This is a genomic window from Flavivirga jejuensis, assembly GCF_030540765.1.
Lineage (GTDB): Bacteria > Bacteroidota > Bacteroidia > Flavobacteriales > Flavobacteriaceae > Flavivirga > Flavivirga jejuensis.
Genome location: NZ_JAUOEL010000005.1, coordinates 470,776 through 492,146, shown reverse-complemented (window position 1 = coordinate 492,146; position 21,371 = coordinate 470,776). Strand labels below are relative to the sequence as shown.

The 21,371-nt window shown below is 30.5% G+C and carries 20 protein-coding genes; 7 read left to right on the top strand and 13 right to left on the bottom strand.

Features of this window, described 5'->3' with window-relative positions; translation table 11 throughout:
* Window positions 1-525 precede the first annotated feature (525 nt).
* The 9 genes from mgtE to Q4Q40_RS16150 form a co-directional block, all read right to left on the bottom strand.
* Entirely contained in the window at window positions 526-1,902 is a 1,377-nt protein-coding gene (gene mgtE / locus Q4Q40_RS16190; protein WP_303302965.1) for a magnesium transporter, read from the bottom strand.
* Between the two features lie 10 nt (window positions 1,903-1,912).
* Window positions 1,913-2,707, bottom strand: a complete 795-nt coding sequence (rsmA, locus tag Q4Q40_RS16185) for a 16S rRNA (adenine(1518)-N(6)/adenine(1519)-N(6))-dimethyltransferase RsmA (protein ID WP_303302952.1) — start codon at window positions 2,705-2,707, stop codon at window positions 1,913-1,915.
* Between the two features lie 97 nt (window positions 2,708-2,804).
* The gene (locus tag Q4Q40_RS16180; RefSeq protein ID WP_303302951.1) at window positions 2,805-3,128 is read right to left on the bottom strand and encodes a DUF4286 family protein; all 324 of its coding nucleotides are present in this window, start codon (window positions 3,126-3,128) and stop codon (window positions 2,805-2,807) included.
* Between the two features lie 47 nt (window positions 3,129-3,175).
* Window positions 3,176-3,682, bottom strand: a complete 507-nt coding sequence (locus Q4Q40_RS16175; protein ID WP_303302950.1) for a GNAT family N-acetyltransferase — start codon at window positions 3,680-3,682, stop codon at window positions 3,176-3,178.
* Window positions 3,683-3,689: 7 nt separating this feature from the next.
* A complete protein-coding gene (locus Q4Q40_RS16170; protein WP_303302949.1) occupies window positions 3,690-5,465 on the bottom strand; it encodes a tetratricopeptide repeat protein in 1,776 nt (591 codons plus the stop codon).
* A gap of 494 nt (window positions 5,466-5,959) precedes the next feature.
* Complete coding sequence (gene serS, locus Q4Q40_RS16165) at window positions 5,960-7,231, bottom strand: serine--tRNA ligase (protein ID WP_303302948.1); 1,272 nt, start codon at window positions 7,229-7,231, stop codon at window positions 5,960-5,962.
* A gap of 44 nt (window positions 7,232-7,275) precedes the next feature.
* A complete protein-coding gene (locus Q4Q40_RS16160; RefSeq protein WP_303302947.1) occupies window positions 7,276-8,592 on the bottom strand; it encodes an HTTM domain-containing protein in 1,317 nt (438 codons plus the stop codon).
* Window positions 8,593-8,749: 157 nt separating this feature from the next.
* The gene (locus Q4Q40_RS16155; protein ID WP_303302946.1) at window positions 8,750-8,854 is read right to left on the bottom strand and encodes a hypothetical protein; all 105 of its coding nucleotides are present in this window, start codon (window positions 8,852-8,854) and stop codon (window positions 8,750-8,752) included.
* 65 nt (window positions 8,855-8,919) lie between these two features.
* Window positions 8,920-9,414, bottom strand: coding sequence for a hypothetical protein (locus Q4Q40_RS16150; RefSeq protein ID WP_303302945.1), 495 nt, complete (start codon window positions 9,412-9,414; stop codon window positions 8,920-8,922).
* 126 nt (window positions 9,415-9,540) lie between these two features.
* On the opposite strand from Q4Q40_RS16150, the gene Q4Q40_RS16145 reads away from it, so the two are divergent.
* A complete protein-coding gene (locus Q4Q40_RS16145) occupies window positions 9,541-11,472 on the top strand; it encodes a reprolysin-like metallopeptidase (RefSeq protein WP_303302944.1) in 1,932 nt (643 codons plus the stop codon).
* 43 nt (window positions 11,473-11,515) lie between these two features.
* Here Q4Q40_RS16145 and Q4Q40_RS16140 read toward each other — a convergent pair whose 3' ends face one another.
* The 3 genes from Q4Q40_RS16140 to Q4Q40_RS16130 all read right to left on the bottom strand — a co-directional run bounded on the left by Q4Q40_RS16140 (window position 11,516) and on the right by Q4Q40_RS16130 (window position 12,661).
* Window positions 11,516-11,665, bottom strand: coding sequence for a hypothetical protein (locus Q4Q40_RS16140; RefSeq protein ID WP_303302943.1), 150 nt, complete (start codon window positions 11,663-11,665; stop codon window positions 11,516-11,518).
* A 43-nt stretch (window positions 11,666-11,708) separates the two neighbouring features.
* Window positions 11,709-11,900: a hypothetical protein gene (locus Q4Q40_RS16135; RefSeq protein WP_303302942.1), complete on the bottom strand. Its 192-nt coding sequence runs from the start codon at window positions 11,898-11,900 to the stop codon at window positions 11,709-11,711.
* Window positions 11,901-12,463: 563 nt separating this feature from the next.
* Window positions 12,464-12,661, bottom strand: coding sequence for a hypothetical protein (locus Q4Q40_RS16130; protein ID WP_303302941.1), 198 nt, complete (start codon window positions 12,659-12,661; stop codon window positions 12,464-12,466).
* 166 nt (window positions 12,662-12,827) lie between these two features.
* Here Q4Q40_RS16130 and Q4Q40_RS16125 point away from each other — a divergent pair, with 166 nt between their 5' ends.
* The 5 genes from Q4Q40_RS16125 (at window position 12,828) to Q4Q40_RS16105 (ending at window position 16,774) form a co-directional block, all read left to right on the top strand.
* Complete coding sequence (locus Q4Q40_RS16125) at window positions 12,828-13,754, top strand: hypothetical protein (RefSeq protein WP_303302940.1); 927 nt, start codon at window positions 12,828-12,830, stop codon at window positions 13,752-13,754.
* Window positions 13,755-14,028: 274 nt separating this feature from the next.
* Window positions 14,029-14,433: an RNA polymerase sigma factor gene (locus tag Q4Q40_RS16120; protein WP_303302939.1), complete on the top strand. Its 405-nt coding sequence runs from the start codon at window positions 14,029-14,031 to the stop codon at window positions 14,431-14,433.
* Between the two features lie 256 nt (window positions 14,434-14,689).
* The gene (locus Q4Q40_RS16115) at window positions 14,690-15,145 is read left to right on the top strand and encodes a MauE/DoxX family redox-associated membrane protein (RefSeq protein WP_303302938.1); all 456 of its coding nucleotides are present in this window, start codon (window positions 14,690-14,692) and stop codon (window positions 15,143-15,145) included.
* An 89-nt stretch (window positions 15,146-15,234) separates the two neighbouring features.
* A complete protein-coding gene (locus Q4Q40_RS16110) occupies window positions 15,235-15,489 on the top strand; it encodes a hypothetical protein (protein WP_303302937.1) in 255 nt (84 codons plus the stop codon).
* A gap of 160 nt (window positions 15,490-15,649) precedes the next feature.
* Window positions 15,650-16,774 carry a GEVED domain-containing protein gene (locus Q4Q40_RS16105; protein ID WP_303302935.1) on the top strand — a complete coding sequence of 375 codons (1,125 nt, stop codon included), beginning with the start codon at window positions 15,650-15,652 and terminating at the stop codon, window positions 16,772-16,774.
* Between the two features lie 70 nt (window positions 16,775-16,844).
* Here Q4Q40_RS16105 and Q4Q40_RS16100 read toward each other — a convergent pair whose 3' ends face one another.
* Window positions 16,845-17,783: a bifunctional riboflavin kinase/FAD synthetase gene (locus Q4Q40_RS16100; protein ID WP_303302934.1), complete on the bottom strand. Its 939-nt coding sequence runs from the start codon at window positions 17,781-17,783 to the stop codon at window positions 16,845-16,847.
* A gap of 81 nt (window positions 17,784-17,864) precedes the next feature.
* Here Q4Q40_RS16100 and Q4Q40_RS16095 point away from each other — a divergent pair, with 81 nt between their 5' ends.
* Window positions 17,865-21,350, top strand: coding sequence for a zinc-dependent metalloprotease (locus Q4Q40_RS16095; RefSeq protein ID WP_303302933.1), 3,486 nt, complete (start codon window positions 17,865-17,867; stop codon window positions 21,348-21,350).
* Window positions 21,351-21,371 lie beyond the last annotated feature (21 nt).

The following is a 21,371-nucleotide window of genomic DNA, read 5'->3' as shown; positions in this document are numbered from 1 at the left end:
CTTAGAACCAAGAAAAAAGACTCATTTTCAGTTAGCTTAAAGCATAATAATTTATCAAGGATGATTCTAAAAAAACTAATAATGAGATTACTTTGCGTCTTAGCGTCTTTGCGAGACCAATACGTCAAAAAACCCAAGACCGCTTCACTCTTAGAACCAAGAAAAAAGACTCATTTTCAGTTAGCTTAAAGCATAATAATTTATTAAGGACGATTCTAAAAAACTAATAATGAGATTACTTTGCGTCTTAGCGTCTTTGCGAGACCAATACATCAAAAGACTCAGACCACTTAGCAACTAGAACAAAAAAAGAAGTCTTTTTAGTTACCTCAAAGCATAATAACTATTAATTCGCCAAACTAATTCCAAAAAAACTAATCATACTTCTCTGTCTATTATTAAATAAATCAAGTACCAAATAATCCTTAAAATTGAATAGATCACCAGACTTCACAATAATGCAAAAGGCTGAAACGAAAAGCAAACATGACAATCCAGAAACTATTTCACAAACAGCGTATAACTTTAACCAAAAAAGGCTATTATTAATTCGGCTATCCAAAAATAAAGAAGAATTCCTAAAATATCATTGCTGGTAGTTATAAACGGTCCTGTAGCTATGGCGGGGTCTACTCCGCGTTTATTTAAAAACAAAGGAACAAAAGTTCCTATTAAACCTGCAACTATAATCACCATTACTAATGAAACCGATATTGCTATAGCTTTGTCTAGTTCTCCTTTGTAAAACCAAACAAATAAAAATAAAAAAATAGCCAGTATAATACCATTTAATGCTGCTAAAAGCATTTCTTTTATTAGCCTACCGTTAACACTCCCTCTAACATCGTCGTTAGCAAGCCCTTGTACAATAATCGCGCTAGATTGTACACCAACATTACCAGCCATAGCTGCAATTAAAGGTGTAAAAAAGAAAAGGATGGCTTTTTCTTTAAATGAATCCTGAAACCCTTCCATAATTAAAAAGGCACCTACACCACCTACTAGTCCTAAAAATAGCCATGGTAATCGTGCTCTTGTAAGTTCTAAAATACTATCATCGGCTTCTACATCTCCAGTAATACCCGCTGCTAATTGATAATCTTTTTCTGCTTCTTCTTTTAAAACATCTACAATATCATCAATGGTTATTCTCCCTAATAAAATTTGGTTTTCATCAACTACTGGGATGGCTTCTAAATCGTACTTAGCCATCACTTTAGCAACATCTTCAACATCATCATCAACGCCAACAAAATCTACATTAGAGATATAAATATCAGCAATTTTCTGGTCGCTTTTGGCAACAATAAGATCTTTTAAAGATAAGCGTCCAATTAATTTTTCTTGCTTATCCACCACATATATGGAGTGTACTCTAGTAACTTCTTTGGCTTGTCCTCTAATACGTCGTAAACAACCTGCAACTGTCCAGGTTTCATAAACTTTTACAAGCTCTTTTGCCATGAGTCCACCTGCAGTATCCTCGTCATAAGTTATAAGTTCTGTAATTTCCGCCTTGTGTTCCTCATCTTCAATTTTCGAAATAACTTCTTGTTGACGCTCTTCTGGAAGTTCCAATATAATATCTGCAGCATCATCGGTATCTAATTCCTCAACTTCTTCGGCAATCTCTTTGGCTGAAAGATTTTTTAATACCTTTTCTCGATTGTCTTCATCGATTTCCATCAAGACATCTGAAGTTGTCTCAGAATCCAATAATTTAATAACGTAGATAGCCTCTTCTAGACTTATTTCATCTAAAATTTCGGCAATATCTGCGTAATGAAAGTCTTTTAAAAGATTTTGTAATGCCTTATCATCATTTTTTTCGATGAGGCCTTCAACCCGATTAATTAAATCTTCCGTTAATTCAAATTGTATGTTTTCTAATTCTTCAGACAAATGCTTGAATTTATGTGTCCTTTTCAATTAGCTGGGTGAGTTCTATAAACTCCTGAACTGCTAATTGTTCTGGACGTTTGTCAAATATAACATTTGCTTTTAAATTATCTGATAAATCAAATGTTTTTAAACTATTACGAAGTGTTTTTCTGCGTTGTTGAAACGCTGTTTTTACGACTCTAAAGAATAAAGCATCATCACATGGTAATGCATAATTTTTTTTTCTAATGAGTCGCAATACGCCCGATTCTACTTTTGGTGGCGGATTAAAAACATCTGGTGGCACCGTAAATAAATATTCTGCATCATAATACGCTTGGGTTAAAACCGATAAAATTCCATACACTTTACTACCTGCTTTAGAACAAATACGCTGCGCTACTTCTTTTTGAAACATCCCAGAAAATTCAGGAATTTGATCACGCATTTCTAAAGTTTTAAAAACTATTTGGGTAGATATATTGTATGGAAAATTCCCTATAATAGCGAACGGCTCTTGATTAAAAACATCATTTAAATCGTACTTTAAGAAATCTTTTTCTATGATTCTTGGAGCTAAATTTAAGTAGTTTGCCTGTAAATATTCTACCGATTCTGTATCTATTTCTATCACATAGGTTGTGATATCTTTTTTTAATAAATACTTAGTTAACACGCCCATACCTGGACCTATCTCTAAAACATTTTTATAGTCTTTTAAGGCAAGTGTATCGGCTATTTTTTCCGCAACAGTTTCATCATTTAAAAAATGCTGTCCTAAATATTTTTTTGCTTTTACTTGATGTCGGTTGGAGTTATTAGCCACAGGTGGTATCTTTTAAATGCTAAAATAAAGTTTATATATGAATTCTTGCCTTTGCAGGAATGACAAAAGCTATTTAGTTTCTGGTTGGAAACAGACACTATTTAAATTCCACCTTATATTCATCAATGATCTCAAGTTCTGTTCTAAAGGCTAACATCTTATCTGCGAATCTTTTTTGCCCATCATTCCTTAATTTTTCGGCATCTTCTCTATAGTAAGCATCTAAAGCTTCTCGCGAATATGATCTATATTGAATAGAATATGTTAAACCGCCCATGTCTTCTTCTACCAAAACCCTGGTTAATGTTGCTTTTTCAAATTTACCAGTAGCTAATACTTGAGGGATATGTTCTTTTATCCATGTTAACCATTCGTCATGAATACTTTCATCTATGTTTGCTGTTACGTTGTAAATTATCATTTTAGTCTGTTTACGGATTCCTGTCTTCGCAGGAATGATAAATTTATTTATAAACTTTTTGCAAATAACAGAAGTTCTTTTTCATCTTCAAAAGGTTTTACCTTTTTTTCAAAGATTAATCCTAATTTTTCTAATAGTTTAATAGAATTTAAATTTGTTGGAGATGCAATGGCAACAACTTTTTTTAGGTGAAATTGTTCTTTAGCTATTTTTAAAACAGCAATAGAAGACTCATATCCAAATCCTTTACCTTCGTATTCAGGAAGAAAAGCAAAACCTATATCTACATCATCCAATCCTTCTCTTTTTACCAATCCACAAGAACCTATAGGTTTGTTGTTTTCTTCTTTTAGTAGAAGTTTATAAAATCCAAAGCCTAAAGTATCATAACTTTTAAAATGATTGTTTTTTATATAGGCTTCTGCATCGTTGATTGTTTTTACATTTCTATCGCCAATATATTTTAACCAATTTGGGGTATTTACTAGTTCCTTAAAAAAAGAGGCATCTTTTAAAGTGAATTTTTTAACTAAAAGTCTATTTGTTTCAACCATCACGGTTTTAATTTATAGCATCGCCCCGCAAAGATCTATAGCGTTTTCTAGCATTTACAAAATAAATACTATCGGCATGATTAAAGATAATTAGCTCGTATAAAGCTTTTGCTTTTTCTGGCATATTCAATTGTTTTTCATAAATCCCAGCTAAATTAAAATAGGTATCATCTATTAAAATACCATCACTATAATTGGCAATAATAGCATTATAATTAGCTGCTGCTTTTTCATATTGCTTTTTAATTTCAAATAATTGTGCTTGTTTATATAAAGCTTGCGCTACTATTGGTTCGGTTTTATGTTCGTTTAAAACCTTATTTAATAAGGTTATAGATGCTTCATTTTTATTTTGAAAAGCAAGTAAGTCTGCTTTGGCGTAAAGTTTTAAAGCTGTTTGCAGAGAGTCTTCATATTTATTATCAGAAATAAGTAATTTTAAATCAAGAGCATCATTGGCAATAAGTTGAGAGGTTGAAGCTTTTAAAATTTTAAGCTGTGCCTCTGCCCATTTAAAATCGCCCTTATAATAACTTGCTTTTGCTACTTTGTAACGGGCTTCTTGTGAAATAGTACTGTTTTTTAAATTACGCTGAATTTGTGTATAATAAATTAAAGCTTGATTAAACTTTTCTTGTAATACTAGAATATCTCCTAACTCTAATTTCACTTCTGCTTTCTGTAATTGGGAAAGTGGTAATTTTAATGTCTTTTCTAAAAATGTTGTTGCTTTATTGGTTTCATTCATATAAAATGCCAAAAAATGAGCATATGCTATTTGCAGTTTTAAGGTCTGCGAAAAGGATCCAAACTCATTAAATAGCTCTAAATATTTAGTGTTAATAATAGAGTAATCCTCTTTTAAACTTTCTTTTGTCTCTAATCGAAGTAAATTATAATGTGCTTCTAATATGGTTTTTGAGTCTTGTGCGATTTCAATGATGTACGCAAAAATTTCTTTAGCAACTTCATTTTCGTTCTCATTATAAGCTATTAATGCTAACTCCTCTATTTTATTTAAGTTCTCTGGCTTTCTATTAAAAATTGCTTTTTCTTGAATGAATGCTTTTTTAAAATCCTTTTGTTGAATAAACAGCCAACTCAACATGTCATTCCAGAGCAAATTAGGCTCTTGTTGATTTTTTTTGAGTAAAATTTTTCGAAATAATATATTGTTTTCACTGTCGCTATTTTCACTTATAAAATCGTTAATAGCTCGTTTAACATTGCTTAAACTAACAGGATTAAATTCTGCAAAATGAATATAACTAGTAAACATTTTTTCTATGTCTCCCTGCTCTCCATATATTTTAGCTAATTGTAGATTAAAATTAAAATCTGGATTTAGCACCATAGCCTTTTCATAAGATATAGCTGCTTCGTTTAAAAGTGTATGACTTTGAAAACTCCTAGCAACAGAAAACACATTACTAGCCCTAATATCTATACAGGCAATAGCTTTGTTGTAATTAATTGTTGCGTTTTCTAAATCCTTTTTTAGTTGATAGTTATAACCCAATTCTACTAAAAAAGCAGGAGAAGAATTAGCTTTTTCTAGTAATTTTAACAGAAACGTTTCAGCTTCATCATATTGTTCTAATTGTTGATATGTGTTTACAATCAGACTAACATAATTAATACTGGAGGACCTGGCATATAACTTTTTATATTCATGCAGTGCCTTTTGAAAGTCTCCTTTTTTAAAATATTCTTTCGCAAGAATATCGTTTTGAGAAAACACCGTTGTACTTATTAGTATGAATAAAATATGAATAAATCTCATATCGTAAATATAAGAAATGTAACATCTAGATATTATAATATTAACGAATTTTTAAAATTACAAAGCGAAAAAAAATGCCCGAATAAAAATTCGGGCACTAACCAACCAAAATAAATATTTACATTAACAACCGTTAATATTAAAAACGATGTAATATATGATTGGGGACAGCTTTTATAAATGAAACTAAATCTCTATTTATTCACGACTGCGGTAACTTCATTTTCAGGTTTTGAAATCTCGAAATCTGAAAATAAAACTTTGCTTGCGAAAAAGATTAGTGTAATTAAAATTACAATGCGTTTAAGATTTTTCATTGTTAGCGTAGGTTTGGTTAATTTGGTCTAGCTAACATCTAAAATATATACCGTATCTCAAAAATAATTAAAACAAAATCGTTAAACGACATGCGGAATTTGCGTTTAATCGATTAAAAAAGTAAAATCCCACGTAAATGTAGGATTTTACATTCAAAAAATATGGTTTAAGTTTTTCTAATCAATAATATTAAATCCCGTATAAGCTTGAAGTACTTCTGGTATTACAATGCCGTCTTTAGTTTGATAGTTTTCTAAAATTCCAGCAAGCACTCTAGGCAAAGCTAACGAACTACCATTTAATGTATGTGCTAATTCGTTTTTACCATCACTATTTTTAAAACGTAATTTTAATCGGTTGGCCTGAAAGGTCTCAAAATTAGATATCGAAGAGATTTCCAACCATCTATCTTGTGCTGTAGAAAACACTTCAAAATCGTATGTTAATGCCGATGCAAAAGAAGTATCTCCACCACATAAACGTAAAATTCTGTATGGTAATTTTAATTCTTTTAAAATATCTTTTACATGGTTAATCATCCCATCTAAAGCATCGTATGATTTACTTGGATGTTCAACACGAATAATTTCAACTTTATCAAATTGATGCAATCTATTCAAACCTCTTACATGTGCGCCATAACTTCCTGCTTCACGACGAAAACATGGTGTATAACCTGTAATACTAATAGGCAGCTCACTTTCGTTTAAAACTACATCTCTAAAAATATTGGTTCCTGGCACCTCTGCTGTTGGTATTAAATACAAATTGTCTCCAGTAACATGATACATTTGCCCTTCTTTATCTGGCAACTGTCCTGTACCAAAAGCGGAAGCTTCGTTTACTAAATGAGGCAATTGATATTCGGTGTATCCTGCAGCCGTATTTTTATCTAAAAAATAAGCAATTAATGCACGTTGTAGTCTCGCTCCTTTACCTTTATAAACTGGAAACCCAGCTCCTGTAATTTTGTTTCCAAGTTCGAAATCTATAATATCGTACTTCTTTGCAAGTTCCCAATGTGGTAATGCACCTTCATGTAAAACAGGAACGTCTCCTTCTTTAAAAACTTCTTCATTATCCAAATCAGAATTACCACGAGGTACAAGTTCATTTGGTACATTAGGAATTTTATAAAGTAATTCGCTTAACGCATCAGACTTATTATTAAGTGTTTCTGCAAGTTCTTTTGACTTTTCTTTAAGTTGGCTTGTTTTTTCTTTTAAAAGATTTGCTTTTTGAGCTTCTCCAGATTTGAACAGGTTCCCTATTTCTTTAGACAATGCATTAGATTCTGCCAAAGTATTATCTAATTCTGTTTGGATACGCTTTCTATCTTCATCAAAGGAGATAACATCATGAATCATTTGAGTAGCATCTATATTTCTTTTTGCTAATCGTTCAATCACTAATTCTTTGTTTTCTCTAATAAAAGGGACTTGTAACATATCTTGAAAATTTAAGGGACAAATTTAGGAAATTACGAAGATATTCAATCCTCTTTTGAAGGTAAAATCCAATTGTTATGTTTAAATGTATGCCATTCTACATTTGCCAAATCTACATCTGGATTTATTAATGTTTTATATGGTTTTCCATTTACACTTATTTTACAGTCAACATAAACCGCTATGTCTTGACCATTATCTTTAAACTTTTGTTTTAAATATTGTGCAAATTGCCAAATAACATCTGGTTTTGTACTTGCAGAACGTTTCTGCTTCCTGCTCAAATAATCATTTAAATTAACGATACTCTTTTTACCTGAGTCTTTATCTTTAATTCTATAGGTTGTTTTACTACTTTTCGATCTAAGCATCATACGCCACGAAAGTCTATGCCCTTCTTCTGTCCAAAGTACATTATCTTCTATAAAATGATGTCTTAGTGGTAACCCTATTTGAATCAAAAAATAAATAGAAAACAGTATTAATAATGGCGTTTTCAATTTTGGAATTATTACCTCTTCAGCATTATAAAAAGGTTTCTTTTTTAAAAATAACTTTCGAATCTGTTCTGGCTCAAAAAAGAACAATGAGAAGGCTAATGATAAGTAAGGAAAAATACCAATTTGAAATACAATCGAATTAAACAAATGGAAGAAGATAGAGGCCATAAAAGCATATTTTCTAGTTGGTTTGAATAATAATAACGGAACAATTAAACCATCAAACAGTATCCCTCCATAAGCTAATATATAATGCACCCATTTTAGTTGAAGGATACTCCCAATTAAAATGTAGTTTGCCTTTCCTTTCATAAATAGCTCCATAACACTAGCATCTAACCAATCTGGATATAGTTTTGCAATGGATGCATAAGTGTAAACAATAAAAAGGTGTAGTATAATAACCAAACGACACCAATTGGGCATTGAATAACTTTTTAAGTTAGGGTTTAATTTCACATCTACAGAAGCGTATTTGTGCGCTGGAAGAAATACCATAAGACTACTTATAAGCATCAATAAATAATAGTGATTATTATAAGACGATTTCTGCATTAAATAAGTTGCTGTCCACATTAAAGCAAAACTTATTATACTCAACCTATATTTATAGCCAACCATAACGAATAATGCAAATATGCCCATAATGGCGTAGTAGAAATACATAGCATTTCCTGGGAGTGGCTGTAACCATTCAAATCCAATAAACGAAAAAGTAAATTCTGGCGTTACAAAAACACGTTTTACCCAACCTGTAAAAATAGCTCCAACAGATTCTAAAAAACAAAGAAGTCCGAAAATAATTCGAAAAACAATTAATGCTGAATTATCAATATTTTTAAACAGCCATTTATTTAACATAATAAGTTGTGATATAGGTAAGTGTCATTTGTTTATCTTTTTTTAATTGCATTTAGTTTTTCTACTAAAATTTGATATTAGAATCTTTTTGCAATACTATTCGCAGATGCGAAAAAAAGTAAGTATTACAGATTGTGAGCCTTCCTCTTTTTCTCTATTAATTAAGCGTTTTATTATTTTTTTGATGTCCTGTATGAAAACCGTCAAAAGTACCAATGGTAACAACGGTTTGTTTTTCTGGTAAGGTCTTTAAATTACGCATTGTTTTCAAGCTTTAAGTTTTATACAAACTTAGGTATAATGTCACTCAAAACAAACTTAAAACATTTATAGTAAAGTAAAAGTATGGTTTATTTCATTTATAATTTGCGGAACTTCTATGATTTTAAAATTTAAACTAAGTTGAAAATTTTTATCGCCTATCTTAGTTACCGATAGCTTACCATGATTAATCTTATAGTACCCAGTTTGCCCTTTGCAATAACACCATCGTGCAAAAAAGAGTTTTCTACCTTTTAAATCTGTGGTTTCACCTTCAAGATTATTGGTATCTAATTCAATGAAGATTTCTTCTCTATAGCCACTATCTGCATAATTAGTATTTCCTTGCTTTTTGTATTCAAACTTTAATACAAAATGATTGCCATCTACAACTTCTGTATAAACACTTCCTAAATTATCAGTTTTAGTTAATAGCGCTTTGTTTTTAAGAATTTCAAAAGAACAGGTGCCATCTTCTGGACATGCCATATTAATCACTTCCGCTACTGTTGTTGATGCTAATTCACCTTTTGTTTTACATGAAACTAAACAAATTATCAAACAAAACATATACAAATACCCCATAAACAAATATATGTTATTTTAAAATGATAGCTAATTTTTTGCAATTGATACTTTAACAGAGTACTTTTATCAAGCCCATTAAAATCTAACCTTATTATTGTTATGAGACTTCTTTCCACAAAAAACAATTTATGCCTACTTCTGTCTTTACTTATTTTAACAACACTTTCTGCCCAAGAGAACCAAGAAATTTGGTCTAAGGTTTCTAAAAAAGACGCGGTTGTTGGAAAAAAAATGTTAAGAAAAACCGAACCTACAAAATCTGTTTACTATCAATTAGATTTAAATAAATTAAAAAGCACTTTAAATCGTGTTTCAAAGAACGCTACTAATGAAAAAACCTCTATAGAGGTTATCCAATTCCCTAATAGTGAAGGTGGTTTTGATAATTTTAAAATACAAGAATCTTCAATTTTAGAGCCTGATTATCAAGAAAAGCATCCTGAAATACGAACTTACATTGGTCAAAACACTAAAACCCCTTCATCTATAATTAGTTTTAGTATAACCCCACAAGGATTGCATGCCATGACATTGTCTTCAAAAACAGGCACCCAATTTATTGACCCATATTCTCAAAACGATACATACATAGTTTATAACAAAGGAGATCTTCCTGCTTTGAAAAAAGGATTTCAATGCTTTGTGCCAGATGATATCATAGTTGATAGAGAAATAAATAAAAGTTCTAAATCCTTTAAAAATGCTAACGATAGTAAATTAAGAACGTTTAGGCTAGCATTAGCTTCTACCATTGAATATTCTGAATTTCATTGGATGGCAGCAGGCTTAACGGCAGGAGATACTGAAGCCGATAAGAAAACAGCTGTATTAGCTGCTATGGTAGTAACTATAAATCGTGTTAACACCATTTATCAAAGAGATTTAGCCCTTAAATTAATTTTAGTAGATAATACGGATATCATTTTTATTGATTCTGATAACTTTACGAATAATAATGCCAATGACTTAATTGACGAAAGTCAAGTAGAAATAGACAATGCAATTATGACTGCTAATTATGACATCGGTCATACATTTAGTACAGGCGGTGGTGGATTAGCATCATTAAATTCGTCTTGTGTTGCTTCTAGAAAAGCTAAAGGTATTACTGGATTACCATCACCTGTCGGAGATGCTTACGACATTGATTATGTTGCTCATGAGTTAGGACATCAATTTGGCGCACCACATACTTTTAATGGGGATGCTGGTGATTGTGGAGGAAACAGAACTGCAAGTAATGCTTACGAACCTGGTAGTGGAACAACAATAATGGCTTATGCTGGCATTTGTTCACCACAAAATATTCAAAATCAAAGTGATGCTTATTTTCATCAAAAGAGTATTCAAATGATTTGGGATAATATTACTACAGGTTCTAGTACATGCGGAGCAGAATCTACATTAACAAATAATGCTCCAATTGCTATTGCAGGACCTGATTATACTATTCCAATTTCTACGGCATACAAACTTGTAGGAAGTTCAACTGATCCAGACGGTACTTTAGGACACACTTACACATGGGAACAATACGATCTTGGACCAGCTGGTATTCCTAATGAAGCAAATACTTCAGGGCCTTTGGTTCGCTCAATTGAAGGCACAACAAACCCAACTAGAAATATTCCAGAATTTTCAAGTTATGTTGCCGCAGGTGGAGGCTCAACAACTTGGGAAAAAATACCATCAGTTAATAGAACAATGACTTTTGCTTTAACTGTAAGAGATAATGATGTTATTGGGACAAACGGTGGCGGACAAACCGATGTTGACTTTGTAGATATAATTGTAAATAGTACAGATCCCTTTGCTGTTGTAAATCCCCTTTCATGGACTCAAGGTTCTACTCAAAATATTGAATGGGTAGTTGGTCAATCAGCAGATGTTGGTACTATCAATTGTCAAAGTGTAAGTATAAAACTATCAACTGATGGTGGAGTTACATTCCCTACTATAATCACTTCAAACGGTATCTATAAACTTAATGGGCGAAGCCATAAAACCTCAAAAAATAAGGAAAAAATTTGATTTTTGAAAAATAAAGAATTTTATAATTTAGGTGAAAAACGGACTACTTTTTTTTCTTTTTTGTTAATCTTGGGTTTGGGGTATTAACAGCCGCTAACATTGCAGTCATAAAAGGTTTATTTTCTAATATAAAATCGGGTACGGGTTTTTTTGTTTTTGAAGTATCTTTTTTTGGTTTATTTTCTTTTGCCATTTGTTATAATTAAGATATATAACAAAAATACAAAATTTTAATTTTAATGACGTCTTATTCTTTTTCGTCTTGCTTTTTCTTTAACTATTGGTAAAAAATAATATAATTCCGCTTTTAAGCCTAAAGCAATGTTAAACGATTTAATGTTATTGTTTTGTTTAATTTCGATGTTGTTTGCTTTGGCTGTTAGCGATACAAATAAGCAAACGATAAATAAAATATTTGTTTTTTTCATGGCTATATATATTTACACCTCATAAAGATAGTATTTTCTTACAAATGAAATTAAAAAATGTTAATTTTATGAAAGGCGTTAACTTATAAAACAACCTTTGTTTACATACGGGTAGTATAAAAGTTTAGCTTTTCGGTAAAGTGTAAGAAAAATCTATTTTATATAAAAAAAACATGAAATTTTTGCGTATAGTTTATTCTTTTTTATAGATTAGCCAAAACAAAAGTTTATTCTTTCTTTAATGTGAGATATTACTTTAATTTGAAGGTTTGTAATTTGCCATTATTATTGTCAAAATTTGGGGGAAGGGTAACACTTAGTAGGTTAATGGTTATCCTTACTTAGAGCTGATTTTTAGCAAAAATTAACCAACCAAAAAAAGGTGCTTACTATTAAGTGCCTTTTTTTAATTAATAGTGTAAATAAAACAATATATATAGTTATTTGATTTAGTCTCAACAACGTAAATATATTGTATCTCTCATTTAATTATTTAATAAATAATAACCCCGTTCAGTAATTGAACGGGGTTATTTAATTAAGTTAGAGTAGATTTAACCTTTTTATTGGCTAAACATTTTTTTTCGTTTTTTACCTTTGAGGGCTAAATAATTTTTGTTTTTAATAGATTCTAAAATTATGCCCGTTGCTATTAACTTGCAACGCTCCTCATTTTTAATGTACTGATTTGCGTATTCAATTAATTCGTTGTAAAAATCTTTATAATTTTGAGCAAATTTTTTTATTTCTAATCTTATCAAAAAACGTGTTTTTTTAGCAATATATATCAAAATAATATAACTATTTAGTGTAAATATTTATTAATCCGTTTGAGACAATTAAAAATCCTTTTGAGACAATTAGTAAAATAATATAATGCCACCCACTACATTAGTTTTTTTGTTATTACTTTAAACATTATTAAAGATGAAAAAACTAACATTATACTTTACATTATTATTAACTTTTAATTCTTTTGCGCAAATAGAAATAAAAAAACGTATTTATGAGATTAATGGAAGTAATAAGCAATACAGTACAGAAATTTTTACTTTCGATAAAAAAGGTAGGTTAATAATAAAAAATGACTTTTATTTTTACGGTACAAGAATTACGACTTATGAATATAATAAACGTGGTTATATAGTCTCTAAAAAGCGATACAAAACTCAACAAAATTATGAAAAAAAACAAATTTTGTTTCGCTGGGATTATGCATATAATGACAAATCTCAAATTGAAAGTATAAATGGCAGTCTTAGTAAATGTAATTATTTTTATGATGAAAACAATCGACTTTATAAGTATGAACGAATTATGCATAGAGATTCATCAAAAACGATATATAGATTAAAATACAATTCAAAAAATGAACTAATTGAAAAAAGCTATGAAGGCAATTGGAAAAAGATTTTTACCAAAAGGAATGATACACTAATTACACATGATTATTTATTTGATTTTCCTAAAAATAACGATACAACTAAAACTATATTGAAAGAAGTGTTTAAAAATTCTAAAATAGTTTATCGTTATGAATTTGATTTTCCAAAAACAACTATTGAAAATTATAACTATGCCAAAAATGGGCAATTAGTTTCAGAAATTACGACCAGATTAAACAACAAAAAAGAAAATCAATATAAAAGTAAATACACCTACTTTAATAAAAGCGGAATTATAAAGGGTGTTAATGAGTTTGCGTTATTTGAAGATATGCGGGTTTTAGAGTATAAAATAAAATTTGAAATAATAAATGGTAGTAATATAAATATTTTAAGTAAAAAAGTTAAAAACAAAATAAATCAAGAATTAACAGGTGTAAATAGGGCTACGAACGATTTTTTTTATTAAGGACAACTTTTGAAATTAGAGTTAATCCAGAAACTATGCTTGAGTTAAGAAAAAATCAATCAAGAATTAATTAAAAACTGGCTATAAATTACATATAACCAGTTTTTTGCAAAAGCAAACTAAATAAAATGCCTATATATTTAAGAATTTATATTAATTGGGATAACTAATAATAGACATTATACATTTGATATTTTAATTTAATAACAATAAAAATACAAATAGGGTAGGTTATTTTGATGTTTTATTTTATATTGTATTAAAAACATACAATATGTGTAAAAAAGAAGATAAAATTTACAGTTCCCTTACGGATTATGCAAAACTATTTGATAGTTTATATGCTCAATTATGTATCTCGGCTTATAACAAACATATTAACGATTTAGAAGTATGTAAAGAATTAGTGCAAGAAGTATTTATTGAAGCTTATGAAAGTGGTACTAGCTTTGATAGTGAAAACCTAGCCAGTACTTTTTTATATAAAAAGGTTGACGAAAAATGCAAGGTATATTTAAAGGCTAATAATATAGAGGTAAAAGAGGTAATTGTAAAAGACTTAAATCCGAATAATGTTGTAAGTAATGTGCTAAAATCAATGAAAAATAAACAACTAGCAAAGGAGATTGAATTTAGTATTGGCGATTATTCCACGAAAAAGAATGATATAAAGAATTAATCCTTTATAGATAAGTATTTAGCCTTTAAAACTAATTTTTACTTATTATATTTGGTGTATTAAGAAGTATCGATTTTAAAAAATATTTCTTAATGTAGATATTTCAAGATGAGTAGGTGTGTTATTTTATATAGCACACCTTTTTTTATTTAAAATATTGATAATTAATTATTTAATCCCTGTGGGGCAATTAATCATCCTTTTCGGACAACTTTAGTTTGGTAACTTTGGAGTAATCAAAAATTAATGATGTAACATGGAAATTAAAGCAAAAACAAAAAAAATCATTTTAGAAATCATTTGTTTTTTACTCGTTCTATTATTTTTCTACGCAGCTTTAAGCAAACTATTTGCTTTTAGCGATTTTCAAAAACAATTAGCAGGTAGCCCCATTGTTAAAGATTATTCTTATTTAGTGGCTTGGAGCATACCGACGATAGAAATTTTAATTTCTCTTATGATTATAATACCAAAATTTAGGATGCTTGGTTTATTTGCGTTTTTTTCCCTTATGGTTATGTTTACAACCTATTTAATTTTGGTTTTAAACTTCGTAGATAAAAAAGACATACCATGTGCTTGCGGTGGGGTGATAAGTAATTTAGGTTGGCGTAACCATATTTATTTTAACTTATTTTTCATTGGTATTGCTGTTATTGGGATTATCATTTTTAATGCACAAAAAAGAAAACAAATTTTATCAATGGGATAAAATTATACAATATCATTGCGCTATGATTATTATAGGTGGAATCCGAAAAACCTCTAAAGAGTAGGAATAAATATTTAATACTTTATATTATGAAATCTATTTTTTTTAAAACATTGTCCGCATTAGCATTAACTCTTGTTTTAGTTTCTTTTACTTCTATTCCTGATACTATGGGGTGGGTTGTAACACCAACAGGTACAGAACAAGTAACAATTTCTGATGATTGTGATACAACTAAGCCTATCCCTTGTTTATATAATGGACTATATCAATTATTTGAAACTAAAGAACAGGCTGAGGCTATTCCTTTTGGTTCTAAAGGAGGATTTTTAAACAAGGATTAATTTTTTGTAAAAATTCAATCGTAAAGGTGTTCAATTTTGGACACCTTTTTTTATTAGTAAAATCTAATTAAATTTTAATTAATTACTTTTGTCCCACCAACTTTAGAGATACCCTTCAAACACCCCTAACGATGGCTCTTTTTCTTATACCGTCCCTGCAATGGCAGATACAACAGATGCCAGAATATTAATTGAGGCAGTAGATAATATTTTTTATGATGTTTCAGACTTTAATTTTTCTATATCGGCTGATCCAGATTTCTTTATAGTAAATGAGATTTTAACTCCAATCAATTGTGGAGAAACTACTGCTATATATAATTTTGATTATGTAGTAGCTAATGGGTTTTCTGACAATACAATATTTAGTGCTTCAGGGATTCCTGGTAGTGGAACCGTTGCTTTTTCACCAACAAACCTAAGCACATCTGGGCCTGTTACCATGACTATTAGTAATTTAGAAGGAGTTGCTCAAGACAACTATAATATTACCGTAACAGGAACAGTAACATCACCTCCTAAAACTAAAAATAAAATTTTTGATTTCTCTTTCTTTAATGATATATGTACTTCTGTAGCTAATACAGAATTTGAAACCAGTACAACCTTAGTTCAATTTAATACCATTAATCAAGCTTCGGCAAAACCTTCAGGTTATTCAAACTATAGTTCTTCTCCAACTAATGTAAACAGAGATAGTTCTTATGATTTAACAGTAAGAGCAAATACTGATCCTGATGATGGTGCTTATACTACTAACACTATGGTTTGGATAGATTGGAACCAAAATTGCAGTTTTGATACTGGTGAAGACTATGATTTAGGTGACGCCTTTAATGTGGCTGATGGAGAAACAGGAAATTCCCCACTTGCCATCACCATACCAAATAATGCTGTTTTAGGAACTACTGTAATGCGTGTATCCACTAAATATAAAGATGATGGTTTACCAAGCTCTTGCGAAAATAGTTTTGATGGTGAAGTTGAAGATTATTCACTTAACATTATGCCAATACTTTCAGTTGAAGAATTTGGTTTTGAAAATTTTGTAGTTTATCCTAATCCAAATAAAGGGGAGTTTACTATTAAATTAAACACTGCTTTATCAAGTAAAATTAAAGTTGAACTAATTGATTTAAGAGGTCGCGTTATTGATAGCAATATTTATGATGACGGTGGTGACTTTAAAGAAACAATAAGTTTAAAAGAGGTACAATCTGGTATGTACATTTTAAATGTTAGTGATGGTTTGCGACAATCGACTAAAAAAATTATAATAGAATAAATAAAAAAGGAATCCGAAAATAATTCGAAAAACAATTCATGCCGAATTATCAATATTTTTAAACAGCCATCTATTTAGCATAATGAGTTGCGATATAGGTAAGTGCCATTTGTTTATCTTTTTTTAATTGTATTTTTAAAGCCTCGACAGATTCAAATTTTTCTTCATCCCGAATACGATTTAACAATTCTATTTGAATGGTTTTATCATAAATATCGGTATCAAAATTAAAAAAATGAACTTCAATAGTCTCCTTTTTACCATTAACTGTTGGGTTCATACCAATATTCATCATACCAAAAACAGCTATTTTATCTATTAATGATTTAACAATATAGGCTCCTTGCTTGGGTATTAATTTATAATCTTCTTCTATTTGAATGTTAGCTGTTGGAAAATTTAATTGTCTCCCTAAACCTTTCCCTTTTGTAACCATTCCTGATAACATAAAATTATAACCTAAAAAGGAATTTGCTTTAGTTATATCTCCATCAACCAAAGCATGTCTAATCTTTGTGGAGCTAACAGCTACATCATTTATGTCTTGTGCCGAAATTTCTTCAACTTCAAATCCATAAACCTCTCCAAACTTTTTTAAATCGTCGATATTTGCTTTTCTGTTTCTTCCAAATCTATGATCGTAGCCAATAATTACCTTTTTTGCGTTTAGCTTATCAACAAGAATTTCCTTAACAAAATCTTCAGATCTAAGTCTTGAAAATTCTTTTGTAAACTTTTTAATTATTAACAGGTCTAATTCTAAAGAATCTAAAATATGGCGACGTTCATCAATAGTATTTATCAATTTTATACCCGAATCTTTTTGAAGTACCATACGTGGATGAGGAAAAAAAGTAAGAATTACAGATTTTAAATGCTCCCTTTTACCAATATCAACTAAATGTTTTATTATTTTTTTATGACCTATATGCACCCCATCAAAAGTTCCAATTGTAACCACTGTAGGTTCCTCAGATCTATATATATCAATGTTCTTTACCTTGCCCATTTAACGAGTAAAAATTGTTAAATTAATTTAAAAAAGTTAGATTTGTTATATTACGTTTAATGAAAATGCCCTAAATTTTTTATGAAAACAAAACTACATTATGTTTTATCAATAGCAATATTTTTGTTTGCATTTTCGAGTGTTGCGCAAAATTCTTCTTGGAAAAAGGTTGAAATCATTAAAAACTCTGACAAATTATCTAAACTTCATTTAGATAAAAGTAAAGTCAACGTTTTCGAACTTGACCTCTCTTTATTTAAAAACACTACTGTTTCTGCAACATTAAGAGGTCAAAATAAAAAAAGCAATACCATTATTAGTATTCCAGGTCACCAAGGAGAATTAGAATCATTTACCATCTATGAAGCTCCTGTTTTTGCTCCAGAACTTGCAGCTAAATACCCAAATATTAAATCCTATATTGGGGTAAGTCGAGATAATTCAGGCACCCGATTACGAATGAGTGTTTCACCTAAAGGTGTGCAAACCATGATTTCGTATATTGATAAGCCCACAGTTTTCATGCAACCCCTCTCTAAAAACTCTAACCAATATATAGTATATAATAGAGAAGACAAAAACAGTCTTACAAGTAAATTTGAATGTAAAACGATTGATAAATTAAATGAAACATTCAATAAAGACAGTGATAATTCTAAAAGTAAAATTAATGAAGGCGGGGCTAACAATCAAACACTTCAAAAATTTAGAATAGCGATTTCAACGACTTCGGAATATACAGCTTATCATGATAGCGGAGATCCTATTTCTGATGCTTTAGAAGCAATTAATGCATCTTTAACCAGAGTTAATGAGATTTTTGAAACTGATATGGCTATTACTTTTGAGCTTATTGCCAATAATGATTTATTAATTTATAATGATGCAGCTACAGATCCATATTCTAATGCCAATGCTGGTACCGATGAGGGTAATTTCAACAATACCAATGGATGGAGTTTACAACTTCAAAATACGTTAACCAGTGTTATTGGTAATAATGCTTACGATATAGGTCATTTATTCGGAGCTAGCGGCGGCGGCGGAAATGCAGGCTGTATTGGGTGTGTTTGTGAAAACCCTTCTGGCGGATCATCTCATGGTAAAGGAAGCGCCTATACATCTCCTAGCAATAATATACCTGAAGGAGATACTTTTGATATAGATTTTGTCGTTCATGAAATTGGACATCAAATGGGAGCAAATCACACCTGGGCTTTCGATACTGAAGGTACTGGTGTTAACTCAGAACCTGGAAGCGGTACAACAATTATGGCATATGCTGGTATTGAAGGCGCAAATAATGTAGAGTTACATAGTGACGATTACTTTCACTACCATAGTATTAAGCAAGTACTAGACAATCTAAGTACTAAAAGCTGCCAAACAACCGAAGCTATTTCCAACAATCCACCAAGTGCAGATGCTGGAAATAATTATAATATTCCTAAAGGAACCGCTTATGTTTTAAAAGGTTCTGCTACAGATTTGGACGGAGCAGATAATTTAACCTATTGTTGGGAACAAATCGATAGTGGCGTTTCCAGCTATCTTAATTTTGGCCCCACTTTAACTTCTGCTCCCATGAACAGATCCTTACCTCCTTCCAACGATCCAGACAGGTATATACCTAAATTTAGTAGTGTTTTAGCAGGAAATACAACCCAAACCAACCCTACTTTAGGAAGTGATTGGGAAACAGTTTCAACTGTAGCCAGAACTTTAAATTGGGCATTAACTGTTAGAGATAGGTCTATAGCTTCTTCAACAGGCGGACAAAGTAGTTATGACACTATGCAAATCACCGTAGAAGATGTAACACCTTTTACTGTAACCAATCCTACTTCTTGGGTACAAGGTTCTAATCAAACTATTGAATGGGAAGTAGGGCAAACAACTAATGGCACTATAAATTGTCAAAATGTAAATATTCTATTATCTACTGATGGTGGATTAACGTTTCCAATCACAATTGCATCAAACACGCTCAACAATGGTTCTTTTATTTATACAGTTCCTGCAATATCCGATACAGCTAACGCCAGAATATTAGTTGAAGCCGCAGATAATATTTTTTATGATGTTTCTGATTTCAATTTTTCGATTTCTTCCGACCCCGATTTTTTTATAGTTGAAGAGACTTTAGATCCGATTAATTGTCAAGAAACTACTGCTGTATTTCATTTTAACTATGTTGCAGCAAATGGTTTTTCAGAAAACACCGTTTTTAGTGCTTCTGGAAATCCAGGAAGCTCTACAATTGATTTCTCTCCAACAAGTTTAAATACTTCTGGTAGTGTTACCATGACCATTAATAATTTAGATGGTGTTGCCCAAGATAACTATTCTTTAATAATTACAGGAACTTCAACATCCATTACAAAAAACAAGAATGTAACGTTACCTTTTTTCAATAGCATCTGTTCATCTGCTGGAGACACAAAATATCAAACTAGCACCACTCTAGTGCAGTTTAATGCTATTAACAACACCTCTGCAAAACCTTCTGGTTACTCAGATTACACCTCAATCATTACAGATATAAATAGAAACGTCCCTTATGATTTAGTTGTAAATGTTAATACTGATGATAATTATACTACTTTTACTAAAGTTTGGATAGATTGGAATCAAAATTGTAGTTTTGATGATGTTGGAGAAGAATATAATTTAGGTAATGCTACTAATGTTACTAATGGAATAACATCGCTTTCGCCACTCTTAATCACTGTCCCTATTGATGCTGTTTTTGGTAATACTATTATGAGGGTTTCAACCAAATTCGGTACATTCCCAACGTCTTGTGAAAATGGCTTTGATGGTGAAGTTGAAGATTATACACTCAACATATTATCATCAGATTTCGTATATAATACCTCCATAACGCTTGTTCAATTTAATACTATTAATCAAGCTTCTGAAAAACCTTCTGATTATTCCGATTACTCATCTATCTCTACAGAAATTAATAGAGATAACACTTATGATTTAACTGCAAATGTTACTACTAATGGTAATTTCACTACAGCAACAAAAGTATGGATTGATTGGAATCAAAATTCCAGTTTTGACGATATTGGTGAAGCATATGAGTTAGGTAATGCTACCAACGTTACAAATGGAGCAACTAATAATTCACCTCTTTCTATTAGTGTTCCTATAGACGCTGTTTTAGGAAATACTATTATGAGAATCTCTACCAGATATATAGGAAACAGGGGAGAACAAGAGCCCATGTCTTCTCAAAATGGTTTTGATGGAGAAGTAGAAGATTACACGCTTACAATATTACCTACCAATGCTATTGAAGAGTCTGGTTTTAGCAACTTAATAGTATATCCTAACCAAAACAATGGAAAATTTAATGTTAAACTAAACGGTTCTTTATCTAGAGATATTACTACCGAAATTTTTAATACAAGAGGTCAATCTATTTATAAAAACATATTTGAAGGTACTGGTGATTTCAACGAAAGTATAGAATTAAATAATGTGCCATCTGGCATCTATATTTTAAGGGTATCCGATGGTATTCGAAAATCAACAAAAAAGGTAGTTATAGACTAAGTAAGGACTGTCTATTATATT